Raw genomic sequence first — 20,364 nt, forward strand, 5'->3', positions numbered from 1 at the left:
ATGCAGATCGAGGGCATGGCCGCCCTTGCCACACCCATAACCGAGGAGGTTCAGCCGCTACAGATTACACCCAAGGCCGCCTGAAAATGCAGCCCGATGGCCAGCACCGAAATTACACCACATTGACGGACGTGACCTCCCCATTCCATTCCTTCGCGATACAGATGGCCGCCATTGTAAGCAGATGGTCCGCCAGCATGTGGCGCGCCGCCAGCAGCGCGCCATATGCTGCGACGATCAGATCTTGTAGCGCAGCGTCGCCAGGACGTTGCGTGGTGCCCCGATGAAGTTGGAACCGGTAGGCGCCCCGACATTCTCGTAATAATATTTGTCGAAAACATTGTTCACATTGACCGTCACCGTCGCCCGACTGGATGCAGCATATTTGATCGAAAGGTCGAGCAGCGCGTAACCGTCCTGTTGGACGAGGCCGCCATAGGGCGCGCTGTAAATCTTGCTCTGTGCCTGCAACGTGCCGCCCAGCGTCCAGCGGTCGAAGGCACCAGGCAGATTGTAGGTCGTCGAAAGCTTGAACAGCCCACGCGGCAGGTTCGTGCCGTAGCGCGTACCATCGGTATAGATACCGGTCGGATTATAGCTCGAACTGCTCAGATGTTTTGCAGTGTTGTAGGTATAGCCGCCCGAAAGCTGCCAGCCCTTGGCGAGTTCGCCCGACACTTCAAACTCCACGCCGCGGCTGCGGACCTTGCCGGAGGGGGCGTAGCAGGCGGTGAGACCGGCAGCGCATTCCGAGGCGAGCAGTGCCATGGGCAGGTTGGTCAGTTCGATCTGGAACAGCGCCAGGCTGGTGTTGAGGCGGCCATCCCAATAGCTGCCCTTGACGCCCACTTCGTAATTCGCGCCCTCCTGCGGAGCGATGATCGCGCCAGTCCGGGTCAGGTTGTTCTGCGGATTGAAGATCCGCGTCCAGCTGGCATAGAGCGAGTGGTTGCGGTGGAAATCATAGACCACGCCGACATAGGGCGTGAACTGGCCCTTCACCTTGTAATCAGCGGTGCTGTAGATGGCGCCGGCCCAGCCATTGGCCAGTTGCTGCTTGAACCAGTCGAAACGCCCGCCCAGGATCAGCGTCAAGGGTTCGGCCACTGTCAACCGGGCGGTGGAGTAGACGCCGATCTGCTCGCGCTTCTGATCACGCAGATACATGGTCCAGTCGCCCGTGATGGTGGGCGCGGGCACGGAACGCGGGTCCCAGTCCAGCGGGTCGAAGCTGACAGCGGTAAAATCGGTGGGTGCGCCGATATCGTCCCATGTCGCCTTGCGATAGCTGCCGCCGACGACCAGTTCATGGGTCTGGCCGAACAGGGTCAACGGACCGGAGGCATAGCCATCGAGGCTCAATTGGTCGCGATCATAATGATAGGCCAGCGCCGCGCCGCCCAGATTGAAGCGCGTTTCACCGGCCGTGGAGCTGGCATAGGACAGGAAGGTGCCGATCATCGACATCTCGCTCTGGATTGCGGTGGCGGCCAGCCGTGCCTTCCAGCCATTGCCGAATTCATGGTCCAGATTGGCGAAATAGGTCGCGCTCTTCTTGTCCCAATAGGACCAGCTGGGGCTCATGCGGGTGGAGCGGGCTATGTCCAGAAAGCTGCCGTCCGCGGCCGTGCCAAGGCCATTCCAGTCGACGCCGGGATTATCCTCATTGCTGTAGCTGGCGCCCACGGTCAGCAGGGTAGAAGAACCCAGATCCGCCTCGACTATGCCATAAAGCGACATGCGCTGATTATGGTAATCGTCGATGAAGCTGTCCTTGTCCTGATACGTTACCACGGCACGGGTGCGCAGCGTGCCTGCGTTGTTGACGGCGCCCCCCACATCCATCGTGCCCAGAAAATTGTTCCAACTTCCTGCACTGAGCGTGAAGATCGCCTGCGTCTCCCGCGTGGGGCGCTTTCGGACCAGGTTGATCGATCCGGCCGGGGTGCCCGCGCCCTCCATCAGTCCTGCGGCGCCGCGCACAACCTCCACCCGATCATACATGTCGAGAATACCGGTGGAGAGCGCCGCCTCCTCATATTGCACCGGCATGCCGTCGATCATCAGGTTGTCGAGCTGGAACATGCGGGCATTGAAGCGATAGCGCTCGCCGCCCCATTTGGTGAGATACAGGCCGGGCGTGGCGCGCACCACGTCGCTCAACGTGGCAAGGCCCTGATCCTCGATCCGCTGGCGGGTGACGACCGTCAGCGACTGGGGCGTTTCACGCGGGGATAGCAACAGCTTCGTGGCCGTGCTCATCGCGGGGATGGTGTAGGAACCAGTGGCTTCAGTCGCGACCGGATCGCTGGTGATGCCGGCGAAGCTGCCCGAACCGCTGCCGCCATCCGCGCCTTCGACCCGCACCGGACCAAGCTGCACGGTGCCATTGGCAGCCTGCGGAGCGGGGTGCAGTTCGACCGATTTGGGGCCGATGAAGCGAAAGGTCAGGCCGGTGCCGCTCAGCAGGCGGCTCAGCGCCTCGGCCGGGGCGAAATTGCCGGCAACTGCGCTGCTGATCTTGCCGTTCAGCAGATCGGATCCGGCCGTCACCTCCACCCCGGACTGGCGGCCGAACAGGATGACGGCATCGGTCAATGGCTGGGCGGGCACGTTGATGCGGCGCTGCGCGCTGTTGGGCGATGCTTGCGCCATGGCGGGCGACAGCAGCGCTGCCCCCGTCACCGTTGATGCGAGCAGGCCGATGGCCAAAGCGCGCCCGAAATTTTGCCCCAATATGCTAACGTCCGTCAATTCTGCCTCCAACTGCACGAGGAGGTTGCGGAAATGCTATTGCCTCGCAAGAACTCCTCTCCCTCGCTGGACGCCTGAGCGGTGGAGCTTTTAACCAGCGACCGTAATTTTCCGTCGAAAATCTTTTCCGCGTGGTCAGTGGCCGGAAACGATCAGCAGCCAAGGCGTGATCCGGGTGACCCGCCCGCCATAGGGATGGACCATGGTTTCCAACGCCTTCGCCGGATCATTGGCATGATAGATGCCGCTGATCGGGCGGGCTGCAAGGCTGGCGTCGGTGACGATGATATGGCCGCCAAACCATGGGCGCAGTTCGTCGATCGCGGCGGCTATGGTCAGTCTGCGCGCCACGATATCGCCGCTCTGCCAGGCGCCGATAAGGTCGGGCTGTTCGGTCCCGGTTTTCAGCGCAGTGTCGGCGGCGGCCACGGCCCATTGGCCGGCCGTCAGTTCCCGCGCCGGTGCACCTTGGGCCTCCACCCGCACGCGACCGTGACGCACCGCCACCGACGTCGCCGTGCCGATCATCCGCACGTCGAAGCCGGTGCCCAGCACGCTAGTGGTGACATGGCCCGCCATGACCCGGAAAGGCCGGGCCTTGTCCGATCGGACCTCAAACCATGCCTGCCCGGACAGGAGGCGGATGTCGCGATGTCCCTTGTCGAAGGATGCGGCGATGGCGCTGTCCGGACCCAGGCGGATGTGGCTGCCGTCGTCCATCGCTACCATGAGGGTTTCGCCCGCGCCGGTGCGATGATCGGCGCGCAGGTGCAGCAGCAACGATGGCCCAGCCAGGACGCCCACGCAGACTGCCGCCACAGCCGCGATGGTCAATCTGCGCCGGCCATGGAACCGCCAACCCGCATGACGGGCCTCGGGCGCCGGACGCGATGGCGGAATGACGCCGGGAGCCGCGTCCCACCGGTCCCGAAACGCCGGTTCGCCATCGGCGATGGCATCGGCCGTTTCCGCCATCCTGGCCCAGGCGATGACATGCCCGGCATCGGCATCCAGCCAGTCGTCGAAGGCATCCTTCAATGCTGCGTCGTCGGGGCGCTCCTGCAGGCGGACGAGCCAGTCGGCGGCTGCAAGGCGCAAGCTTTCTTCCGTCACAGACCACCTCCATCGCCAATCCGACACGCCCGAAAAATCGGACGATTGGGCATGGCGCTCCTCCACAGGACCACAGACGATCGGGCTGCCCGGAATTTAAGCGGGGCGAGGAAAAGGTGCATGGGCCGTTCACTCATCGCGATAGTCGTCACAAGCCGCCAGCCCCTTCACGATCAGGCCATGAACAAAGGGAATGGACACGCCCAGCCGTTCCGCAATCTCCCGCAGCTTGTAGCGGCCGATGCGGTGCATCTCTATGGCCAGCCGCTGCCGTTCGGGGAGGCGCGCCAAAGCCCTCTGCACCCGAGCCAGTTCCTGACGGGCGATCAGGGCCTGTTCCGTTCCTGGCGCATTGTCCTGCACCGTGCGTTCGGCCTCTTCCATATCGCCGCCTGCGATCCGATCATAGCGCCTTGTCCGGCGCAGGGCGTCGATCGCCAGGTTGCGGATCATCCGCCGCAGGAAGCGATCGGGATTCTGGATCCCATTCTGATCTTCGATCGATGCGAACGATATCCAGGCATCCTGTACGATATCTTCGGCCCTGGCCCGATCACCCAGGATGCTGGCGGCATAGTCAACCAGCGCCGGGCGCTGCGCCGCATATAATCGCGCTGCTATAGTCGCTTGTTTCAACGCCCACGGCTCCTGCGAACATGCGCAAGGCCCGTCCGGCGAAGAGCATTTGCGATCGATTCTCAAAAAGGCGCATAGAGGAAGAGCCTGACCGCTGCAATCCATCCTGCAGCGGACGTCGGGTCGTTGCCAACCACTGCCCCTGTCCATCAGCCAAAAGCAAGGAACAACGCGGTATGTGATTGAACGCTCCGCCCCGATCGCAGTCACGCACAAGCGGCACATGAGTTGTTGCGAACGATTATCAATGCACGTAATGCGGCGGCAGATAGCGATGCTCAACAACGCCGCCGCCCTTACGCGCCTGCTCCTGCAAGAGCGCACGTCGCTCCTGCGACTTGTCGAAAGCATATTGCGCGATCGGCCGGCAGCGGAGGACGTCACGCAAAGCCTCTGGTTCAGGGTGCAGCGTATCGAGGATGATCCGCCAATCCTGAACAAGCGGGCCTATCTGTTCAGGCTGGCGGCCAATCTTGCAAAGGATCGCATCAGGGCGGACGGCAGATATGCTGCCCTGTTCCACGCCGCCGATACGCTCCCCGAGGAAATCCCGGCCGACATGGTTGGAGCCGATACCGAACTGTCCGATCGCCAGCGTCTGGCCGTGACGATGACCGCCATCGACGAACTCCCCGCGCGAACCAGAGAAATCTTCATTCTGCGCAAATTTGACGAACTTACTCTGGACGACATTGCGCATCGGATCGGGATTTCCCGCAGCATGGTCGTCCGACATCTCCAGCAGGCCTTGCGACATTGCATGACCCGACTAGGGGAAAGTGAATGAGGCGATTTGTTGGCTTGCGGAGTGTCCGGATGCCGCTTTCGAACGTCAATGATTATGGAGAGTGTGAAATTTCCATGGTTGAGGCGGGAAAAGCGATCGGAATGCACTATGGGCGCTGACGAGGATGCCCCGGATCCGATCGAGGATGCCGCGACGCGCTGGGCGATCGAACAGGATGCCGGCCTGACCGATGATGGCATTGCGGCTCTGGAGCAATGGCTGGGCAGCGATCCCCGTCACCCACCGGCCTTTGAAAAGGCCCGTGCGGCGTGGCGCTTCATGGGGCATCCGGCCATTCGTTCGGAAGTGACGCAGCGCAGGCTTAGCGAGCCGCCATTGCCAGGCTATCCGCCGGTCGGCCGACTGAAAGGCAAAAGAAAATGGATTGCGCCGGCCGTCGCGGCCAGCGTCGCCCTCCTTGTCGCGGGCGCGATCGGGGACTGGCCGACAGCACTGCGGTCCGATGCGATGACGGCGACGGGCGAACAGCGCACCATTACCCTAGCCGATGGATCGCAGGTCCAGCTCAATACCGACAGCGCCATATCCATCGATTACCAGCCGGACCGCCGGATCGTGCATGTGCTGAAAGGCGAAGCCGCCTTTTCAGTGGCGCGCGATCCCCGGCGCCCATTCTCGGTCGAAGCGAAAGGCGGATCGACCACGGCGCTGGGCACGCGGTTCATCGTCGATCGTCATGCCGACAGGACGCAGGTTACCGTTACCCTGCATAGCGTTCGCGTGGCAGCGCCGGGCGCCGGGGCCTCCATCGCGATCGTGAAGGAAGGGCAGTCCGTCAGATATGACGGGAACGGCGTTGGTTCCGTTCGCACCGTCGATGCAAATGCGGTCTCCGCCTGGACCCGCAAACGGCTTGTCTTCGTGGACCAGCCGCTACGAGCCGTGGTGGCGGAGCTTAATCGCTATCATCCGGGATATATCGGCATCATCGGCACCGATCTGGGCAACCGGCGCGTCAGCGGGATTTTCCGCACCGACAATCCCATCGCCGCGCTCGACACACTCCAGGCATCCTTGAAGCTGGCGTCCATCCGTCTCACCGACCGGGTGATTTTCATTCACGGCTGAACCCGAAAAAATTCGGCTCCCCGGTTCTCACTTCGAGATTTGAGACGTCATGTTCTTGAAGGCGCTTCGCATTAGCGAATTGCCATTCATATCAGATGCCTGAATTTTGGGGGTTGACACGTGAAGATTGTAGAGGCCGGCAAGGCTGCTGTGACGGGATTTCGCACTGTCATTCCGGCGACGTTGCTCGCGACGACCGCGCTGGGCGCCGGGATCGTCATGCCAACGAGCGCTTATGCCCAGGGACGCAGCTATAATGTGCCTGCCGGGCCGCTGGCCGTTGCGCTCAACCGCCTTGGCGAGGCAGCCGACATAGAAATCATCTATGATGCAGACCTGACGAATGGCATCGCCAGTCCGGGCCTTCAGGGCAGCTATGGCCCGGCCGAGGCGCTATCGCGCCTGCTAGTCGGAACAGGCCTCACCTTCCGGCAGAGCGGTGCGCGCTCCTATACGCTTGAAAGAGCGCCCAGGTCGGCTGAGGGGGCGGTCCAGCTGGGGCCGGTGAGGGTAGAGGGCGCAACTGCAACCATGACGGCCAACGGCACCGATGGCGCGGACCTTGCCCTGACGATGACCGAGGGGACGAAGTCCCTTGCCGGGCAATATGCACAGGTCGGTGGCAAGTCGGCGCAGCGCCTGCGCGACATCCCCCGCAGCGTCACGGTGCTGACCGCGCAGGAGATCGAGGACAAGGATATCACCACCGTGACCGCCGCGCTCGATCAGGTGACCGGCGTCTACGTGGCCTCCTATAATGCCCGTACCCCCGTATTCTATTCGCGCGGCTTTCTGATGCAGAACCTGACGATAGACGGCGGCAGCCCCATGCGCATGCATGACGGCCTGCAATCGATCATCAACGGCGTCGGCCTGCCCAATCTGCTCGCCTATGACCATGTCGAGGTGATGCGCGGTGCGGATGGGCTCTGTTCGGGAAACGGGGACGCCAGCGGCACGGTCAACCTTGTGCGCAAGCGCCCGACGACCAAGCGCCAAATCAAGTTCGCCGCCTATGCGGGAAGCTGGGACAATTACCGCGCCGAGCTTGACGTGGGCGGGCCGCTCAATGCTTCGGGCACATTGCGGGCGCGCGTGGTGGCGGGCTGGCAGGACGCGGATTCCTATTTCACCGGCGCCTATACCAAGGACAAGTTCGGCTATGGCATCATTGAATGGGACGCAGGCGCGCATACGACGTTGTCGGCGGGCCTGAGCTATGACGATCTGAACACACAGAAATATGAACGCACATTGGCATGGCGTTCGGGCAGTCTCGGCACGCCGGAGAATCTGCCGATCCTGTCGAGGCGGGATTCCTGGATGCCTGAATGGTCCTATGACAAGGCGCAGACCCTGCAATATTTCGCCAAGGCCAGCCACGATTTCAGCCCCGACTGGAACCTGACCGTAAACGTCACCCGCAGCGAAGTCGATTCTGACGAGCTTTATGGCTATTATGGCATCGGCATCAATTCCGATGCGGCAGTCCCCAGCGGTTTCTTCATGCGCTGGATGTCGCACGGCTATTCCAACCAGACGATGGCGGACGCCAATTTGAAGGGCAAGTTCACCTTGTTCGGCCGACAGCACGACGTTGCCGTCGGCGCGAACTGGTCGCGCAGCGACGCCAATTCGACCAATCCGATCGGCAGCATAGCCGGCGTGACGGTCGAAGACTATCTGACCTATTATCGCTACGCCAAGCCGACCAAGGCCGAAATCGCCACCTGGAGCGGTTACGGCACTTGGGGCAGCGTCTACAGCGAAGACGGCTGGGTCACGAGCCGTTACGGCTTCTGGGGCACGCTGGGCATGCATATCGCCGATCCGGTCAAGGTGATTATCGGTGGGCGCTACAGCCGCAACGAGAATTTCCGGGGCCAGACGATCGGCAAGTTCGTGCCTTACGCGGCCGTCACCTATGACGTCTCGTCCGACTGGACGACCTATGCCAGCTACTCCGAAATCTTCGAGCCGATGCAGAACATCGTGCCGATCGGCCAGTGGCACGAGGATGCCACGCAGATCAGCTTTTCGGACAAGCCGACCACCGGCCGCAACTTCGAGGGCGGCGTCAAGGGTGACCTCAACGGAGGTGCATTGCAGGCGGCCTTTTCGGTGTTCTACATCGAGAAGAACAACGTCTACGTGAATGATGAAACGCAGGGGCAGGTCGTCATCCCCGGCTATGGCACCACCTATATGCAGCGCGTGGCGAAGCTTCAGACCAGCAAGGGGTTCGACGCCGAACTGAAAGGCGCGCTGACGCAGAGCTGGCAGGTTTCCGCCGGATACACGTTCAACGTGACCAAGAACAAGGAAGACGACGAAGGCGGCCCGATCCTGCTCTGGGCACCCAAGCATTCGGCGCGGGTGTGGAGCACCTATCAGCTTCCTGATGCGCTGGAGGGGCTGCGCCTTGGTGCCGGCGTCCGCGTGTTCGGCAATTCGGACTTGCGCAAGGGCTATGCCGTGATCGGCGCCAGTGCCGATTACGAGATCAACCGGCATCTGACGCTGGGTGTCTACCTCGATAATCTGGCAAACAAGACGTACCGCGTCTCCACCAGCAGCGCGGCGACTTATGGCAATCCCCGCAACTTCATGGTGACGCTGCGCGGAACCTACTGAGCCGATGACCCGCGCGAAACCTCCGACATTCCCAGTCGAAGGTTTCGCGCGGGATATGGCGGCGAAGGCCGCGCTCCAAAGGCTGCTTTGCTCGGTCAGGCAAGCCACGCGCGGGCATGGGCCGTTTCACGTTGCAAGAGAAAATGTGAAAATCCGCAGCGGTCAAACGTCTAACTGACAGACGCTCTCCAAACGGTATTGAAAAGCAATCGCATGAAAGACGCATTCCGCCAGTCGATGGCCTGGCTGCACACCTGGGTTGGATTGGTGGCAGGCTGGCTGCTGTTCTTCGTCTTCGTGACCGGCACGGCGGGCTATTTCCAGCAGGAGATTAGCCGCTGGATGCAGCCCGAGCGGGTGGTCACGGTGGCGCCCGTCGAGGTCGATCGCACGATCCTGACCGACCGGGCCATCGAACGATTGACCACAGTCGCACCGGTCGCCGCGAGTTGGCAGATCACCTTCCCCTACCGGCAGCCGGGGGACCGCGACTGGCAGAATTTCTCCGTCCGCTGGGAGGAAATGCCGAGCGGGACGCATGACTATGGCGCCAGCAGCAATGAGCGCCTTGACCCGGCCAGCGGCGCCGTCCTGCCGCCCGATCCCGAACCGCGAGAGACGGCGGGCGGCTTTGGCCTCTACCGCATGCACTACGCACTGCATTACCTGCCCTATGACTGGGCGATCCGGATCGTTGGCATAGCCACGATGCTGATGCTGCTGGCGATCGTCAGCGGGGTCATCACCCACAAGAAGATCTTCAAGGACTTCTTCACCTTCCGCCCCGGCAAGGGCCAGCGTTCCTGGCTGGACGCGCATAATGTGGTCAGCGTGATGGCGCTGCCCTTCTTCCTGATGATCACCTATAGCGGGCTGGTCTTCTTTCTCTTCGCCTACATGCCCGCCGGCAAGGACGTGATCTACGGCACCGACCCGGAAACGAGCGGGGCCTATTATGATGAACTGTACGAAGGCGGAGAGCATAGGCATGCGCCGATAGGCCGCCCGGCAGCACCGCTCGCGCCCATGATCGCACAGGCCGGCAAGGCGTGGGGCATGGACCAGATCGCCTGGATCACCGTCGAGCGGATGGAAGGCGAGGTGCCGGCAGTGGAACTGACCCATGTCCCGATGGGCCTTGGGCGCAATGATGCGGCAACCATGCGGTTCAACGCCGACACCGGCCAGCGCCTGCCAGATGAGCCGGCATCCAGTGGCGCGCCGGGCGTGACACAGAGCGTGCTATTCAACCTGCATGAAGGCCTCTACGTCGATATCTGGGGGCGCTGGGCCTATTTTGCGTCTGGCCTGCTTGGCTGCGCGATGGTCGGTACGGGACTGGTGCTGTGGTCGGTCAAGCGGCGCCGCTTTCATCTGAACGAAGACCGCGGGCATCAGGAGCAGTTCGGCGTGCGTCTGGTCGAGAGCCTTAACGTCGCCACGATTGCGGGCCTGCCGCTGGCTGTAGCGGGCTTCTTCTGGGCCAACCGACTGCTTCCGGTCGACATGATGGACCGTGCGGCCTGGGAATATCACAGTCTGTTCGCGCTATGGCTGGGCACGCTGTTCTACGCGCTGGGCCGTCCACTGCGTCGGGCATGGATCGAACTGCTGTGGGCGAGTTGCGCCGCTTTCGCCTGCGTGCCGCTGCTGAATGCGCTGACGACCGGGCGCGGCTTGCCAATTTCGCTTGCCGAGGGGGACTGGGTGTTCGCCGGGTTCGACCTCACCATGCTGGGCCTCGCCGGTGCCTTCGCTTTCACAGCCCGCAAGGTGCAGCGGCGCTTGCGCCCAGTGACGGTTCCGGCGCGGCAACCCGTGCTGCGGGCGGCGCAGGCATGAGCCGGGGCAAGTCCGTTTCCGTTGGCTACCGCCTGGCGGTCGCATCGCGGGTCGCAGGCGCATTTCTGGGCGGTTACGCGCTGATCTCCGCCGCAACCGTGCTGCTCGCGCTCGTCTGGCCGCTTCCTAAGGCGCAAGCGGTGCTGAGCGCATCCATGTTGAGCTTTGCGCTCTATGCGGGGTTCGTCATCTGGGCCTTCCATGTCCGTCGCCTGCGGTGGATCTGGGGCGTCGTGCTGGGCGGCACTGCATTGCTGAGCGCGGCGGCATGGCTGCTCGGTGCGGGAGGTGCAGCGTGAGCGGCGTGCATCTCGCCATGCTGGTGCTGAGCTTCCTTGGCTTCGTGGCGCTGGCCGTGGGCATGGAGCGCCATGCCAAACATCTGCTGCGCATCGTGCCCGCGCCGCATTGGCGCCTGGGCGCGCGAATTGGTGGCTGGGCGCTACTGGCGGGCGCATTGGCGCTTGGCATCGCCGGGCTTGTGACGGCCGGAGTCGGCATTGCCATCTGGACCGGATGGATTGGCCTCGCTGCGGTCGCACTCGTCTTCGCCCTGCCGAAATGGCCGTGGCAGCCGCCGGTCAAGGCCAGCGCGGACCGTAGCCCGCGCAGGAAGACCGCGCTGGTGGACGACGAACCGATCCGCCGATCCCGGCGCTGGATCGGCTGGCTTCTGCTGGCTTCGACCGCTGCAGCCTTTGCCATTGCCTTCGCACAGGTGGAGACCAAGCCATTGCAACGCGAGGATGCGATACATGGTCAGGTCGGCCCCTGGACTTTCACTTTTGCCGAGACTGACCGTGATGCCCCGGAACTGGTCGACATGGATGTGCCGATGAAAGCCTATCGCCTGCGCTTTTGCGAAAGCTGCGACAACCAGATCCTGCGCGTCACCCTCAAGGTCAATCGCCCACGCGCCATGCGCGCTTCGGGCGTCGCGTTCGAGGGCGCGCGCTGGGAGCGTTCGACACAGATCCAGTTGCCCTCCAATCTCACCGCCAGGAGTGAATTATGGATGACGGTTGTGGGCAAGGACGGCGCGGTCCATCAGACATCGTGGCCGATGGCCGCTGTCTCGCCTGCGACCGTCACCTGGTTCGCCCATCAGGAGCGCACGAAATGACAGCCGTGAGAAGACCTCTAGCCTGTGGGGTGGCCGTCATCATCGGCGTCTTGTCGACGCCCGTACTGGCGCATGAACCGATCCTCAAATGCGTGTTGCTGGACCCGGCGACTGTCCGGTGCCGGGGAGGCTACGCCGAAGGGGAGACAGCACAGGGCGAGCGCCTTGAGGTGGTTGATCATGCCGACAGGAGGCTGCTGGCCGGCAAGCTGGGCAAGGATGGCACGCTGACCTTTGTGCGGCCCAAAGGCCCCTATTATGTCCTGTTCGACGTAGGGCCCGGCCATCAGGCGATCGTCGAACATGATGAGATCAGCCTGCCGAGGGCAAGCGACCGAGCCCGTTGGGTGAGGAAATGAGAGCATGACGGTCAATCGCAGCAGCGCGCGGGTGGCTCCTCTGGCCTATGATGCGTCGGACGATCCTGCCCGCCAGACGGGCCTCGTCGAGATGGGGGCGATATCAGCAGCGTCAGCATGGCGGCCATCGGGTCGCTACGCGGACCAGCCCATAAGCCTTCAGACGCGGCTGTTCGGAATGGCCGGGGTTTGCTGCGTCGCCATGGTCATAGCCGCTGGCCTGTTTTTGTCCTGGCAGGTCTACACTGCAGTAAAGCCAACGCCAGCGCTCAGCGTGTTCGATATTGCTGCTCCCGCCGCACCGCCCGAACCACAGCGGCAGGTGTCTCCAGGCCCCGAACAGGTCCAGAAGGAAAACGCGCAGCTTCAGCCCGATCGCCCCAGGATCGAGGTTCCCGAAATCGAGATCCCAAGCCAGAACCCGGTCACGCTGGTTGCGGCCAAGCCTGTCATCGATCCCGGCCCGCCGGTCGAGAAGACCACGGCGCCGGAAACCAAGCCGGCACCGCCCGCGCAGAAGGCCAGCGATGCCAAACCCAGTTGGGAAGGCCTCGTGCTGGGCGCGCTCAACAAGGTGAAGCGCTATCCGCGGGAGGCGGTGTTCCGGCGCCAGCAGGGCGTGCCCTATATCCGCTTCGTCATGAACCGCGATGGCAAGGTCTTGTCTGTCCGGCTGGAGCGGTCCTCGGGCGTCCGCTCCCTCGACGACGAGGCTCTCAGCCTGCCCAAGCGGGCCTCGCCGCTGCCCAGACCGCCTGAAGAGGTGAAGGGCGACAGCATCGAACTGGTGGTCCCCGTAGAGTTTTTCATGTCCTGAAAACCCTCATTGGGCCTGAAAACCCTCATTGGGAGAGTGTCGCATTGACAACAATCGCCCGAGGATCGCCGCGTCGAACGGCGATGGCGCTCAAGCGCCGTTCGTTTATCGAACAGCGCGTCATCCGCATGCTGCGGGGAGACCAGACCGACGATCGAGCCCTGTTCCTCTATGAGGCGCAATTTGGTCGACTTCGTGATCTGGCGCACCGCGCAGGCATGCGGGTCAATGTGCCCGGCACTAGCTGGCTCGGCCGTGATGAGCTTTCGCTGTTGGCCTGGCTGGCGCAGGCGCAGCGGGTACTGAGCTATACGAAATCATTCCATCGCGACGCCATGCTTACGCTCACCGTGGTTCACTGCGCTGGCACTCTCAACGCGCTGGGTATTCAACTGCCGCCTCTCACCCTCCAGCATGCGTCGACGGTCGAGGAGACCGAATAACGTCCCACCTCGCGCGGCGCGTGCCGCTACGCGCCCCATATCAGTCATACACGCTTACCTTCGCATTCCGATTTCAGCCGCTGGCACTGGTTGCAACTCAGCTTCGACGCCTCTATGAATTGAGAATTGATCGCAATAATCAGCCCCGCTTCCTGAGCGTGCCGCTGCGACAGCGCACTTGGTGAGACGAAGGGCAGGTCTTGAGTCCCGACATGATCGGCCTGAATATCTATGCCGCGCATCGACGCGCGCTGATCGACTATGCCGAGCGTATAGTGGGCAGCCGCGCCGAGGCGGAGGATGTCGTTCAGGACGCCTGGCTGCATTTGCGGCAAGCGCTGGGGCGTGGTGTGCTGCGGGATCCTGTGCCCTATCTGTACCGGATCGTCCGTAATCTGGCTATCGACGTCCAGCGACGCGCGCGCCGGCAGTCGCGCCATCTGGCGGAGGGCGGTGATGCACATCTGGCAGAGGTGCCCGACGACACTCCGTCTCCCGAAGCAGTTGTTGCCGCGCAGGCGGAATTGCACTGTGTCGAGCAAGCTCTTGCCAGTCTGCCCGAAAGGCAGCGCATCGCCATCGAGATGTATCGATTGGGCGGATTCAAGCTGCGCGAAATCGCCGACCGACTGAGTATTTCCGTGTCTCTCACCCATCTGCTGATCGCGCAGGGACTGGCGGAATGCCATCGCCAGTGCCGCATGGATACTCAGCCTTGAAAAAGCAGATCGCCCGAACGTGCTATCCATGGAGCGGTGCGCATATGGAGAAGCGCCATCCGTCGCGCTGTGGAGAGACTGTCCATGTCGGATAAGGCTGATCATATCAGTATGGAGGCATCCGAGTGGCTCATTCGCCTGCGCGAGGCGCCGGACGACAGGGATCTGGAACGACGGTTCGTTGTCTGGCGCGATGCCGATCCGGACCATCTGCGGGCCTGGAGTGAAATGCAGGCGCTGTTCGACCTGATCGGTGATGTCGAAGCCCGCCATCCGGAGTATCTGGTGCCAGCGTCCGATCCGCCACCAGCCTACGGCGCCTCGCGCCTGCGGCGCTTGTGGAAGGTGACTGCGATCTCGGCGATCGCAGCCTGCCTCGCCATCCTCGTCGGTCCCGCATTGCTTCTGCGGATGCAGGCCGACCATATGACGGCGGCCGGGCACCTGGCGAATATCCGGCTGGACGATGGCAGCCGCATACATCTCGGCCCCGACAGCGCGATTGCCGTCGCCTATTCGGTGGAACGCCGCGATGTCAGACTGCTGAAGGGACAGGCATGGTTCGAAGTGCATCCCGACAAATCCCGTCCCTTCCGGGTGCGGACCGACCGGATCAGCGCGACGGCGCTCGGTACGGCATTCGATGTCCGGATGATCGGAACGGATCGCAGCGTGGCCGTGGGGCATGGCCGTGTCCGCATCGACGAAAGCGCACGCAACGATAGCAGGCAGGCGGCGCCGAAAGCGGTGCTGAACGCGGGAGACTGGATCGCAGCGGTGTCAGGAAAAGGCATCGACAAAGGCCATCAGGCAAGCGACCTGGCCGGTATCTGGCAGTCAGGATCGGTCATCATTCGCGGCCGAACGGTCGCCGACGCGATCGAGGAACTGCGCCCCTGGTACAGGGGCCGGATCCTTCTCGCCAACGATGGCGTGGGGGCGAAGCGCGTGACCGGCATCTACCGCCTGTCCGATCCGGAAGAGGCACTGCGTGCCCTAGTGGAACCGCATGGCGGAAGCATTACCCGGATTACGCCCTGGCTGATGATCGTTTCCTGAGAAATTTCACATTTCTTTCTCCCTGTTTTTGAAAAGCCCGACTTCGCCAGCGTGGAATGAATGAGTGGTTCTTGCGACGCATTATCGATTGCTCGTTCCACATTCATTCAAACGAAGGAGTAATCATGTTCGGGGGCAACAGCCATAAGATGGTGGCGGGAACGAAGGCGCTTGGTCTGTTATTGCTGGCATCAGCCAGCGCCACCATGACGCTCGCGCCGAGCGCGCAGGCCCAGCCCGCTGGCCAGCGCAGTTTCAACATCGCCGCCCAGCCCCTGACCGAAGCGATCATGCAGTTCGGACGTCAGTCGGGTCTTCAGGTGACGGCCGATACCAGGCTTGTCGCTGGTAAAACCGGTGCTGCCGTGTCCGGCAATCATGCCCCGGCCGAGGCATTGAGCATGTTGCTGGCGGGCACAGGCCTGACCTTCCGCTTTACCAGTCGCACGACAGCGATATTGGAGCCTGCGCCGCACGCTTCGGTCGACGCGGTTCAGCTTGGCCCGGTTCGGGTTGAGGGCGCGCAAGGAGCCGGTTTGGTTGCATCCTCCGATCCCGGCGCGACGGAGGGGACTGGCTCTTACGCGCCTACGAAGGTGACGGTAGGCAAAAGCGCGCAATCACTGCGTGAAATCCCCCAGTCGGTCAGCGTCATTACGCGCAAGCGCATGGACGACCAGAATATGACGACCGTCAGCGAAGCGCTGGATCAGGTCACGGGCGTGCGCAGCTTCGGCTATGAACGGCAGGAGCAATATATCATCCGCGGCTATGCAGCCAATGCGCAATATAATGGGGTGCCGCAGCAGGAGGGGTCGGACAAGGCCAGTTCCAACACGGACGACCTGGCCTTTTTCGACCGGATCGAGGTGCTGCGAGGCCCGTCCGGCCTGCTCACCGGCAGTGGCGAACCGGGCGGCACGATCAACTATGTGCGCAAGCGCCCGACGGATGTGCTCGCCATTGCAGGGCTGGCGAGCCTAGGCTCCTGGGATCGTTATCGTGGCGAAATCGACGTCGGCGGCCCGGTGACCGCATCGGGCAATCTGCGAGCGCGCATCGTCGGCGTCTATCAGGACGAGGACAAATATTATGACGTCGGCTTCAACAAGGATCGCGGCATCTATGGCGTGGTCGAATATGATCTGACGCCCCGCACGACCATCGGCGTCAGCGGCATCTACTCGCAGCGCAAGTTCATCAACAGCTTCGGTCTTCCTCTGTACGACGATAACAGCGTACCGGCTCGTGGATCGTTCACCGGGTCCGATGCGACCTCCCGCCAGCGGTCGCGCGAGATGTTCGTGGACCTCAGTCATGACTTTGGCGGCGACTGGTCGTTCAAGGCCGCCTACAGCCTGCGCCGCATGGACTATGGCGGCTATTCCGTGTTTCCCGGCGACGCCATCGACCGCGAGACGGGCCTCGTGCCCAGCCTGTCCGCAGGCCGGGTCGAGCAGGAAACGAAATGGCACAGCTTCGACGCGCATGTGACGGGACCGCTTCACCTGTTCGGACGCGCGCATGACCTGACCATTGGCGTCAATCGGTCGCGATACGACTTCATCGGCGGCACGAAATTCGTCAATCCTGGTGCCTGGGATGTGCTGAACGATCATGACCTGTCGGCCATCATCGACGAGAATATAACCTACCGCTACGAAACCGTGACGGCGCAGACGGGCTTTTATGGGTCCGTGCGGATCCGCCTCGCCGATCCGCTCACGATCGTGCTGGGCGGTCGCCTGACGAACTTCAAGATCAAGGATCGCGATGTGGTCCCCGAGGTGACGCCCTGGATCGATAGCAGCGCGAAGAGTAGCGGACGGTTCACGCCCTATGCTGGCGTGGTGCTGGACGTGACCGACCAATTGACCCTTTATGCCAGCTATACCGACACGTTCGTGCCCCAGACAGCGCAGGATGTGAACAACCGCACGCTGGCGCCGCGCGTCGGCTGGCAGATGGAAACGGGCGTCAAGGGCAGCTTCTTCAACGATGCGCTCAACGCCTCCGTCGCGCTGTTCCGTATCCATGACAGTAACCGCGCCATCGTGGACGAAGTGAATGTCGGTTGTGGCGGAACTATCGACGGCACCTGCTCGCGTGCCGCAGGCAAGGTCCGCAGCCAGGGCGTCGAAGTCGACATCGGCGGCAGTCCGCTGCCCGGCTGGGACATCACGCTGGGCTATACCTATAACCAGCAGAAATATCTGAGCGATACCGATCCGACCAATGTCGGCCAGCGTTTCCTGCCCGCGCAAAGTCCGGAACAGATGTTCAAGCTGTGGACGCAGTTCGACCTTGGCAAGGCCGGTGTGCAGGGCTGGGCATCCGGGCTGACCTTGGGTGCTGGCGTGCAGGCGCAGAGCAATATGTATACCGATCTGATCCGGCAGAATGCCTATGCCATTGTAAACGCGAAGGCAGGTTACAGGGTTTCGGAGAACTGGGACCTGTCGCTGGTGGTCAACAACCTGTTCGACCGCACCTATCTGCGCATTCCTGGCTACGCCATCTTCTACAACATCTACGGTGAACCAAGAAACTTCCGCCTGACGCTGCGCGGCAAGATCTGAGCGATCGCGGCGATCCGCGTGACTAAGTACCGGATCGCCGCATCATCGCATGCTTGAAAATTGATACGCCGACGGGACCAACCCGGCTGCCTCCCTAAGGCCAACTTTGGCTATCCAGAATGGCATAGCGGACCGGCCGCACCTGGGAGTGGAAAATCGGCGGCTGAACGTCTCGAATAGGCCGGAAAACCTTATTGGACCAAAGTATGATCCAACCGCGCGGCCTGGCCCATTATGCTCGGCATCCATGCAGGTGCGGATGACTGCGCATCGGGGAGGTGCCGGTGAGCTTCAGGAAGGCGATGGTCGCGGGCGCATTGGCGCTGACATTGTCGCTCGCTGTGCTGATCACGACATCGATCTGGCATCACAGGCTCGCCGCTCGGTCACTTTCGCGGATCGAAATGGCCCAGCATCAGGCGTTGCTGGTCACCCGGCTGGAGACGGACATTGTCGCCCGGCAACTGGCCGATCGGTCACAGCATGTTGCCATGGATCAGGCCATCGCGGTCGGCATGCGGGCCTATCTGGACAGTATTGAAAACGAACGCCACCTGATCGATACCGACGCGGAAAGTCAGACCCAGCAAACCCATGAGTGGGCAAGAGCGCAAGAACTGGCCGGGGTCATCGCCGATCCCGATCGGGCGCGATGGAGGGTGGCACGCGCTTTGTCGCATGACATCGCCGTCCGGGAACAGGAGGAGGCGCGGGAGGCCGCGCAATCGATCGCGCAAGCCCAGCGCTGGAGCGGCTGGCTGATCGGCAGCGTGGCGCTTTTCATCCTGCTGCTGTGTGGCGCAACCGGCTGGCTACTGTGGCGCGGCATTGTGGCGCCCATCGCTACGCTCATCGATGGCACAGACAGGCTCAGGGCAGAACGGGCCCCGGCGCGCGTTCGGCTGCAGGGGCTGCACGAACTGCAGCATCTGGCCGCCCAGTTCAACGACATGGCGGAAGCGATCGAGACGCAGGTGGCCACGCGCACGACGGCCCTGGAACAGGCCAATCAGCGACTGCGCGACATCGATGGCCGGCGTCGGCTGTTCCTGTCCAAGGTCAGCCATGAACTGCGCACGCCCGTAACTGTGATGCGCGGTGAAGCGGAAGTGGCGCTGCGCCGGCCGGAGGATCGCGCCGCACTAGAGGATGCGCTGGTCCATATCGTCGACAGCGGCCAGTTCCTCCATCGGCGGCTGGATGATCTGCTGGCGCTGGCCCAAGCGGAAGACGGCGCCTTGTCGGTCGCGCCCCGGCCGATCGACCTTGCCCTCGTGCTGCGCGACGCCCATGCCATGGTGGCCCCTTTCGCCCGATCAAGCGGTATCGGGCTTCAACTTGAAGCGGCAAGCGATGCGGTGCCGGTCGTCGGCGACCCCGATCGATTGCGCCAGGCCCTCGTTGCCATCATCGATAATGGCATAAAATTCTCGCCGCCCGACGGCATGATCCGGCTGGATATGCGATCGGACGGCGATCGCGCGCGTATCGCGATCAGCGACGATGGGCCGGGCGTAGCGGAAGCCGATCTGGTCAGGATTTTCGATCCCTATTTCCAGGCTGATGTCGGACGCAGCCGGGGTGGCACCGGGCTCGGGCTCGCGCTCGCGCGATGGATCGCAGATCGGCATGGCGGCCAACTGGACGCTGCCAATCACCGCATGAGGGAGGGCCTGTGCGTGTCGCTGACCTTGCCGGTGGTGTCATGAACATCCTGCTGGTGGAAGATGATCCGGGCATCGGCCGCTTCGTCCATCGCGGATTGATGGCCGAAGGCTATATGGTGGAATGGCAGACATCGGGACGGCGGGCTCGTCCAAGACTGGCATCCGGCCTGTTCCATGCTGCGATCCTGGACCTTGGCCTGCCTGATATGGATGGAGCAGATCTTTGCCGTGAGTTGCGGCAGGACGGGGTCGACTTGCCGATCTGCATGCTGACCGCGCGCGCCAGCCTGGACGAGAAGCTGGAGGGGTTCCGCTGCGGCGCCGATGATTATCTGACCAAGCCTTTTTCCTTCGAGGAATTGCTGGCGCGGCTGGCGGTCATGGTTCGACGTCGCGAAGGCCGCGATGCCGAGCGCCTGTCGCTGGGATCGCTGGCGATCGACATTCGTGCCCGGACGGCGCAGATCGAGGGGAAGCCGCTCGATTGCAGCCGGCGCGAGTTCGACCTGCTGCTGTGTCTGGCCCGTCAGGCGGGGCAGGTGGTATCGCGCAGCCAGATATTGGACATAGCGTGGGGCACCGACGCCGACGTCACGGAAAACAGCGTCGACGTCTATGTCGGCTATTTGCGCAAGCGCCTGGCCGCGCACGCCTGCGCGCCCGACCTGCTGACGGTGCGTGGGGTCGGTTTCATGCTACGGCATGGGACCAAAGCATGAGCGATATTGAGAGGGATCTCATGA

General features: G+C 62.7%; 17 protein-coding genes. 14 read left to right on the forward strand and 3 right to left on the reverse strand.

What is annotated here, in order from left to right:
* Positions 1-237: 237 nt before the first annotated feature.
* From AC13EK_RS01185 to AC13EK_RS01195, 3 genes are all read right to left on the reverse strand, one after another.
* A complete protein-coding gene (locus AC13EK_RS01185; protein WP_069338074.1) occupies positions 238-2,754 on the reverse strand; it encodes a TonB-dependent siderophore receptor in 2,517 nt (838 codons plus the stop codon).
* A 135-nt stretch (positions 2,755-2,889) separates the two neighbouring features.
* Positions 2,890-3,867 (reverse strand): FecR family protein, encoded by a 978-nt coding sequence (locus AC13EK_RS01190; RefSeq protein ID WP_069338064.1) that lies wholly within the window; start codon positions 3,865-3,867, stop codon positions 2,890-2,892.
* Positions 3,868-3,996: 129 nt separating this feature from the next.
* Positions 3,997-4,503, reverse strand: coding sequence for an RNA polymerase sigma factor (locus tag AC13EK_RS01195; protein WP_037517457.1), 507 nt, complete (start codon positions 4,501-4,503; stop codon positions 3,997-3,999).
* A gap of 274 nt (positions 4,504-4,777) precedes the next feature.
* Here AC13EK_RS01195 and AC13EK_RS01200 point away from each other — a divergent pair, with 274 nt between their 5' ends.
* The 14 genes from AC13EK_RS01200 (at position 4,778) to AC13EK_RS01265 (ending at position 20,340) form a co-directional block, all read left to right on the forward strand.
* Entirely contained in the window at positions 4,778-5,290 is a 513-nt protein-coding gene (locus AC13EK_RS01200; RefSeq protein WP_004207412.1) for an RNA polymerase sigma factor, read from the forward strand.
* Between the two features lie 108 nt (positions 5,291-5,398).
* Positions 5,399-6,379 carry a FecR family protein gene (locus AC13EK_RS01205; RefSeq protein WP_069338066.1) on the forward strand — a complete coding sequence of 327 codons (981 nt, stop codon included), beginning with the start codon at positions 5,399-5,401 and terminating at the stop codon, positions 6,377-6,379.
* Between the two features lie 120 nt (positions 6,380-6,499).
* A complete protein-coding gene (locus AC13EK_RS01210; protein ID WP_139150066.1) occupies positions 6,500-9,013 on the forward strand; it encodes a TonB-dependent siderophore receptor in 2,514 nt (837 codons plus the stop codon).
* 213 nt (positions 9,014-9,226) lie between these two features.
* Positions 9,227-10,855, forward strand: a complete 1,629-nt coding sequence (locus tag AC13EK_RS01215) for a PepSY-associated TM helix domain-containing protein (protein WP_069338068.1) — start codon at positions 9,227-9,229, stop codon at positions 10,853-10,855.
* A complete protein-coding gene (locus tag AC13EK_RS01220) occupies positions 10,852-11,154 on the forward strand; it encodes a hypothetical protein (protein ID WP_004207408.1) in 303 nt (100 codons plus the stop codon). Before AC13EK_RS01215 ends, AC13EK_RS01220 begins: the two co-directional genes overlap by 4 nt.
* Positions 11,151-11,978: a DUF3325 domain-containing protein gene (locus AC13EK_RS01225; RefSeq protein WP_081331777.1), complete on the forward strand. Its 828-nt coding sequence runs from the start codon at positions 11,151-11,153 to the stop codon at positions 11,976-11,978. Before AC13EK_RS01220 ends, AC13EK_RS01225 begins: the two co-directional genes overlap by 4 nt.
* A gap of 29 nt (positions 11,979-12,007) precedes the next feature.
* Positions 12,008-12,337: a hypothetical protein gene (locus AC13EK_RS01230; protein WP_234792457.1), complete on the forward strand. Its 330-nt coding sequence runs from the start codon at positions 12,008-12,010 to the stop codon at positions 12,335-12,337.
* A 4-nt stretch (positions 12,338-12,341) separates the two neighbouring features.
* The gene (locus tag AC13EK_RS01235) at positions 12,342-13,154 is read left to right on the forward strand and encodes an energy transducer TonB family protein (protein ID WP_069338072.1); all 813 of its coding nucleotides are present in this window, start codon (positions 12,342-12,344) and stop codon (positions 13,152-13,154) included.
* An 83-nt stretch (positions 13,155-13,237) separates the two neighbouring features.
* On the forward strand, positions 13,238-13,597 hold the full coding sequence (locus AC13EK_RS01240; protein WP_037512581.1) for a hypothetical protein: 360 nt from the start codon (positions 13,238-13,240) through the stop codon (positions 13,595-13,597).
* Between the two features lie 212 nt (positions 13,598-13,809).
* Complete coding sequence (locus tag AC13EK_RS01245) at positions 13,810-14,316, forward strand: sigma-70 family RNA polymerase sigma factor (RefSeq protein WP_069338073.1); 507 nt, start codon at positions 13,810-13,812, stop codon at positions 14,314-14,316.
* An 84-nt stretch (positions 14,317-14,400) separates the two neighbouring features.
* Complete coding sequence (locus tag AC13EK_RS01250; protein ID WP_483021985.1) at positions 14,401-15,375, forward strand: FecR family protein; 975 nt, start codon at positions 14,401-14,403, stop codon at positions 15,373-15,375.
* A gap of 125 nt (positions 15,376-15,500) precedes the next feature.
* On the forward strand, positions 15,501-17,954 hold the full coding sequence (locus AC13EK_RS01255; RefSeq protein ID WP_234792458.1) for a TonB-dependent siderophore receptor: 2,454 nt from the start codon (positions 15,501-15,503) through the stop codon (positions 17,952-17,954).
* A 284-nt stretch (positions 17,955-18,238) separates the two neighbouring features.
* Entirely contained in the window at positions 18,239-19,663 is a 1,425-nt protein-coding gene (locus AC13EK_RS01260) for a sensor histidine kinase (RefSeq protein ID WP_170828732.1), read from the forward strand.
* Positions 19,630-20,340 (forward strand): response regulator transcription factor, encoded by a 711-nt coding sequence (locus AC13EK_RS01265; RefSeq protein WP_081331779.1) that lies wholly within the window; start codon positions 19,630-19,632, stop codon positions 20,338-20,340. The genes AC13EK_RS01260 and AC13EK_RS01265 overlap by 34 nt, the downstream gene beginning before the upstream one ends.
* Positions 20,341-20,364 lie beyond the last annotated feature (24 nt).

It is taken from the genome of Sphingobium sp. L-44 (assembly GCF_056859495.1).

Excerpts from the sequence above, each read along its gene's own strand:
- AC13EK_RS01240 (WP_037512581.1), top strand. The coding sequence starts at position 13,238 with ATGGCGCTCAAGCGCCGTTCGTTTATCGAACAGCGCGTCATCCGCATG.
- AC13EK_RS01220 (WP_004207408.1), top strand. The coding sequence starts at position 10,852 with ATGAGCCGGGGCAAGTCCGTTTCCGTTGGCTACCGCCTGGCGGTCGCA.
- AC13EK_RS01255 (WP_234792458.1), top strand. The coding sequence starts at position 15,501 with ATGTTCGGGGGCAACAGCCATAAGATGGTGGCGGGAACGAAGGCGCTT.
- AC13EK_RS01200 (WP_004207412.1), top strand. The coding sequence starts at position 4,778 with ATGCTCAACAACGCCGCCGCCCTTACGCGCCTGCTCCTGCAAGAGCGC.
- AC13EK_RS01205 (WP_069338066.1), top strand. The coding sequence starts at position 5,399 with ATGGGCGCTGACGAGGATGCCCCGGATCCGATCGAGGATGCCGCGACG.
- AC13EK_RS01235 (WP_069338072.1), top strand. The coding sequence starts at position 12,342 with ATGACGGTCAATCGCAGCAGCGCGCGGGTGGCTCCTCTGGCCTATGAT.
- AC13EK_RS01250 (WP_483021985.1), top strand. The coding sequence starts at position 14,401 with ATGTCGGATAAGGCTGATCATATCAGTATGGAGGCATCCGAGTGGCTC.
- AC13EK_RS01215 (WP_069338068.1), top strand. The coding sequence starts at position 9,227 with ATGAAAGACGCATTCCGCCAGTCGATGGCCTGGCTGCACACCTGGGTT.
- AC13EK_RS01245 (WP_069338073.1), top strand. The coding sequence starts at position 13,810 with ATGATCGGCCTGAATATCTATGCCGCGCATCGACGCGCGCTGATCGAC.